Raw genomic sequence first — 4,733 nt, forward strand, 5'->3', positions numbered from 1 at the left:
AGTCAACACCAGGAATGCCAGAAAACTTCCAGACCCACCACCAAACCAGGAACCTCTCAGCACCCAACCCAGCAGCAGGGCGCGCTCTCTACGCCCCACCCCTCACCATGTCAAATGGGTTTCAACGCCCGCAGGGCTGATTTGTTACCCTGGCCACGCTCACCTGATCCGACATACCGAAAACGGTATGATTCAGGCTCAATACGGCATTGGACGATGATGCCCCTCTCCCGTACAGACAGAATCTAAAGGCTCCCCCACAGGTGAGAGGGCCGCCAGGGAGGCAAGCCGCGATGTCAGTCAAGGCACGGCGCCATCGGTCCCGCCCCTGCGGCGCGGCAACTCTCTCCATGCATGGCCTTCTCGGGCCTGAGGGGCGCCCCATCCCTTCCCCTGCGGAGACGTCCCATGAGCACCCGTAAGCCCCTGCGCAGCCAGGCCTGGTTCGGCCGGCAGGACAAGATGGGCTTCTACTACCGCTCGTTCCTCAAGAACCGCGGCTTTCCGCAGGACCAGTTCGACGGCCGGCCGGTCATCGGCATCTGCAACACCTGGTCCGAGCTGAACCCCTGCAATTCCCACTTCCGCACCATCGCCGAGCATGTCCGCTACGGCGTGCTGGAGGCGGGCGGCTTCCCGCTGGAGTTCCCGGTCTCCTCGCTCGGCGAGGTGACGATGCGCCCGACCGCCATGCTCTACCGCAACCTGGCGGCCATGGACGTCGAGGAGGCCATCCGCGCCCATCCGCTGGACGGCGTGGTGCTGCTGATGGGCTGCGACAAGACCACCCCGGCCCTGCTGATGGGCGCCGCCTCGGCCGACCTGCCCACCATCGGCGTCTCCGGCGGGCCGCAGCTCCGGGGCGTCTATCGCGGCCAGATGATCGGCTCCGGCACCAACATCATCTCCATGAGCGAGCAGCTCCGTGCCGGCGAGATCACGCTGGAGGAGTTCCACGAGGCCGAGGCAGGCATGAACCGCTCCTCCGGCCACTGCATGACCATGGGCACTGCCTCCACCATGGCCTCCCTGGTCGAGGCGCTGGGCGTCGGCCTGCCGGGCAACGCCGCCATCCCCGCCGTGGACGCCCGCCGCAACGAGCTGGCGCGCTTCGCCGGCCGTCGCATCGTGCAGATGGTGCATGAGGACCTCGTCCTCTCCAGGATCCTGGTCCGGGAGGCCTTCGAGAACGCCATCCGCACCCTGGGTGCCATCGGCGGCTCCACCAATGCCGTGGTGCACCTGCTGGCCATCGCCCGCCGCGTCGGCATCCCCCTCACCCTGGACGACTTCGACCGGCTCGGCCGCGGGGTGGACTGCGTGGTGGACCTGATGCCCTCCGGCCGCTTCCTGATGGAGGACTTCTATTACGCCGGCGGCCTGCCGGTGGTGCTACGCGCCCTGGGCGAGGCTGAGCTGCTGCACAAGGACGCCCCCACGGTGAACGGCAAGTCCATCTGGGAGAACGTGAAGAACGCGGAGTGCTACAACCGCGAGGTCATCACCCCGCAGGACGCTCCCTTCAAGCCGGAATCCGGCATGGCCATCCTGCGCGGCAACCTGGCGCCCGACGGCGCCGTCATCAAGCCCTCCGCCGCCTCGCCGGAGCTGATGAAGCACACCGGCCGCGCCGTGGTCTTCGAGAACATCGAGGAGCTGCACCGCCTCAAGGACGACGACAGCCTGGACATCGACGCCTCCTGCATCATGGTGCTGAAGAATTGCGGCCCCAAGGGCTATCCGGGCATGGCGGAGGTCGGCAACATGCCGATTCCGAAGAAGCTGCTGCAGCAGGGTGTGCGCGACATGATCCGCATCTCCGACGCCCGCATGTCCGGCACCGCCTATGGCACGGTGGTGCTGCATGTGGCGCCCGAGGCGGCCGCCGGCGGCCCGCTGGCCCTGGTCCGCAACGGCGACATGATCACCCTCGACGTCGCCGCCCGCTCGCTGCACCTGCATGTGGAGGAGGCGGAGCTGGCCGCCCGCCGCGCCGCCTGGACCCCGCCCCCGCCGGCCGCCGACCGTGGCTACGTCAAGATGTACATCGACCACGTCCAGCAGGCGAACGAAGGGGTGGACCTGGATTTCCTCGTGGGGCGCAGCGGCTCGCCCGTGCCCCGCGACAACCACTGAGGAGGAAACACCCCATGTCCCAAGGCCAGAACGGACCCTATCGCGGCGTCTTCCCCGTGGTGCCGACCGTCTTCGACGCAGAGGGCCGCCTCGACCTTGATGGCCAGCGCCGCGCCGTGGACTTCATGATCGACGCGGGCTCGCAGGGCCTCTGCATCCTCGCCAACTTTTCCGAGCAGTTCGTGCTGACGGACGAGGAGCGCGAGCAGGTGATGCAGGCGGTGCTGAAGCATGTCGCCGGCCGGGTGCCGGTGATCGTCACCACCACGCATTTCGCCACCCACATCGCCGCCGAGCGCAGCCGTCGTGCCCAGGATCTCGGCGCCGCGATGGTGATGCTGATGCCGCCCTATCACGGCGCCACCATCCGCGTGCCGGAGCTTGGCATCCACGCCTTCTTCCAGCAGGTCTCGGACGCGATCGACATCCCGATCATGATCCAGGACGCGCCGGTGGCCGGCACGCCGCTCTCGGCGGCCTTCCTGGCCCGCATGGCGCGGGAGATCGAACATGTCTCCTACTTCAAGATCGAAGTGCCGCAGGCCGCCGCCAAGCTGCGCGAGCTGATCGCGCAGGGCGGCGAGGCGATCGTCGGCCCCTGGGATGGCGAGGAGGCGATCACCCTGATGGCCGACCTCGATGCCGGCGCCACCGGCTCGATGACCGGCGGCGGCTTCCCCGACGGCATCCGCCAGATCATCGACCCCTTCCAGGCCGGCCGGCGTGAGGAGGCGATGGACGCCTACCAGCGCTGGCTTCCGCTCATCAACTACGAGAACCGCCAGTGCGGCCTGCTGGCGGCCAAGGCGCTGATGGAGGAGGGTGGCGTCATCCGCTGCGGCCGCCCCCGCGCCCCGATCGCCCCGCTCCACCCGGCCACCCGTGCCGGCCTGATCGAGCTGGCGAAGCGGCTGGGCACCCTGGTCCTGCGCTGGGATCGCTGAATCCCCGGCAATGGCGGGGTCGGGGGTGACATGTTCATCTCGGTGATGGGCACCCCGGCGGAGGGGGTTCGGGGGAGGCGGCGCCTTCCCCGAGAAGCTCGGCCGCCACCTGCTCGTAGAGCCGTGCCGCCGCCGGCGAGAGCGGTCGGATCCGGCTGCGGACCAGCCCGAAGGGCGGCACGGCCAGCTGGGGCGCCCCCTCCAGCGGCGGCAGGCGCCGGTATCGCCCCCCTGGCTCCAGCAACCGGGCCACCGAGGCCGTGACCACGCAGATGGAGGGCCCCTGGGCCAGGGCTGCCAGCCCCAGCAGCACGGAATCCGTGTTCAGCACCCGCTCCGGAGGCGGCAGGCCGTGGCGCTGGAACAGCCGTTCCACCTCCTGCCGCATCAGGCTGCCCGGCGGCGGCAGGACCCAGCCATAGGCGAGCAGGTCGCCTGGCGCGACGGCCTCGCCTGCCAGCAGCGGATGCCCCTCCAACACCAGAAGGCACAGCGCCTCCTCGGCCACCTCCCGGTATTCCAGCATCGCGGCCTCCACCCCTGGCGGGAGGCGGGCGAGGATGAAGTCCAGCCGCCCCTCCAGCAGGCGGGCGACGAGGACCGGACTGCTGTCCACCTCCACGGCGACCTCCAGTGCCGGATGCGCCCGCTGCACCGCCTCAACCGCGCGCACCACGATGTCCACCGCCGGCGCCGTCACGCTGCCCAACGCCACCCGGCCGCCCGAGCCGTCCCGCAGGCTGTTCAGCTCCGCCGCCGCCTGCTCCAGCTCCACCAGGGCTGAGCGGGCGCGGCGCAGCATCGCCTCGCCCGGCACGTTGGGCACCAGCCCGCGCGGCCGCCGCTCGAACAAGGAAGCGCCGACCATCTGCTCCACCTCTGCCAGCAGCTTGGAGGCGGCTGGCTGCGTGATGCCAAGGCCCTGCGCCGCACGATGCAGATTGCGCGTCTCATCGAGCGCGGCAAGCAGTTGCAGGTGCCGCAGCTTCAGGCGGGAGCGCGCGAACCAGTTGGGCGCCAGGCGCTGCGACGGACTGTCGGGGAGGCGATCCATGCGAAGAGCGTGTCCTTTCCGAGTATGCCGGGCAGGCCCAGAGGGTGTCACGGACCTGCATGAGAGGTTACGGCGCCGCGGGGGTAAGCTGGCGCCCCCGGCTTGTTTCTGATGGATATGGCTTGGAACGCATCTCTGCCTCGCATAGCATTCCCCTATGCGCGAGTGGACAGCCCTGATCGTTTCCTGGCTGGCCTGCATCCCAACAGGCGGGATGCAGGGCGTGCAGACACGCAGCTAGAGCAGATCCCGTTCCGACGGCATCATCGGAACGGGTGAAGATGCTCCTCAAAACAAACGGCTGGAGCGTTTCACGCACCCTTGGCCTCGCCGGAAACGGGCGGGGCCTGTTGTGTCGCTGTGCCCCGCCCATCGGCATTCTGATGGAGAGATGAATGGCACAGAACATCTACGATACACCGGAATTCTTCGCAGGCTACAGCCGCCTGAACCGCTCGGTTCACGGGCTTGACGGCGCGCCTAACAGCGCCTTTCAAAACCGCTCCTGAAGCGCGTTGAGGCAGATGAGGGAGCAGGCGAGGGCGGTGAGGGCATGGTGGATGTCGAGCCTGCGTTCGTAGCGGATGGCCAGGCGGCGG

The 4,733-nt window shown here is 68.8% G+C and carries 3 protein-coding genes and 1 pseudogene; 2 read left to right on the top strand and 2 right to left on the bottom strand.

Annotated elements, in window-relative coordinates; genetic code table 11:
• Positions 1-408 precede the first annotated feature (408 nt).
• Together QMO56_RS26540 and QMO56_RS26545 are read left to right on the top strand one after the other, a co-directional pair.
• Positions 409-2,136: an IlvD/Edd family dehydratase gene (locus QMO56_RS26540; RefSeq protein ID WP_283530626.1), complete on the top strand. Its 1,728-nt coding sequence runs from the start codon at positions 409-411 to the stop codon at positions 2,134-2,136.
• Positions 2,137-2,150: 14 nt separating this feature from the next.
• Positions 2,151-3,080: a dihydrodipicolinate synthase family protein gene (locus QMO56_RS26545; protein ID WP_283530628.1), complete on the top strand. Its 930-nt coding sequence runs from the start codon at positions 2,151-2,153 to the stop codon at positions 3,078-3,080.
• A gap of 34 nt (positions 3,081-3,114) precedes the next feature.
• On the opposite strand, the gene QMO56_RS26550 is transcribed toward QMO56_RS26545, so the two are convergent.
• Positions 3,115-4,134 carry a LysR family transcriptional regulator gene (locus tag QMO56_RS26550; RefSeq protein ID WP_283530630.1) on the bottom strand — a complete coding sequence of 340 codons (1,020 nt, stop codon included), beginning with the start codon at positions 4,132-4,134 and terminating at the stop codon, positions 3,115-3,117.
• A gap of 493 nt (positions 4,135-4,627) precedes the next feature.
• Positions 4,628-4,733: pseudogene (locus QMO56_RS26555) on the bottom strand (IS5/IS1182 family transposase); the annotation flags it as partial.

The organism is Roseomonas sp. E05 (assembly GCF_030063475.1).
In the GTDB taxonomy this organism is placed as follows: domain Bacteria; phylum Pseudomonadota; class Alphaproteobacteria; order Acetobacterales; family Acetobacteraceae; genus Pseudoroseomonas.

Bases quoted from the DNA above. Each gene is read 5' to 3' on its own strand.
- QMO56_RS26540 (WP_283530626.1), top strand. From the start codon at position 409: ATGAGCACCCGTAAGCCCCTGCGCAGCCAGGCCTGGTTCGGCCGGCAG.
- QMO56_RS26545 (WP_283530628.1), top strand. From the start codon at position 2,151: ATGTCCCAAGGCCAGAACGGACCCTATCGCGGCGTCTTCCCCGTGGTG.
- QMO56_RS26550 (WP_283530630.1), bottom strand. From the start codon at position 4,134: ATGGATCGCCTCCCCGACAGTCCGTCGCAGCGCCTGGCGCCCAACTGG.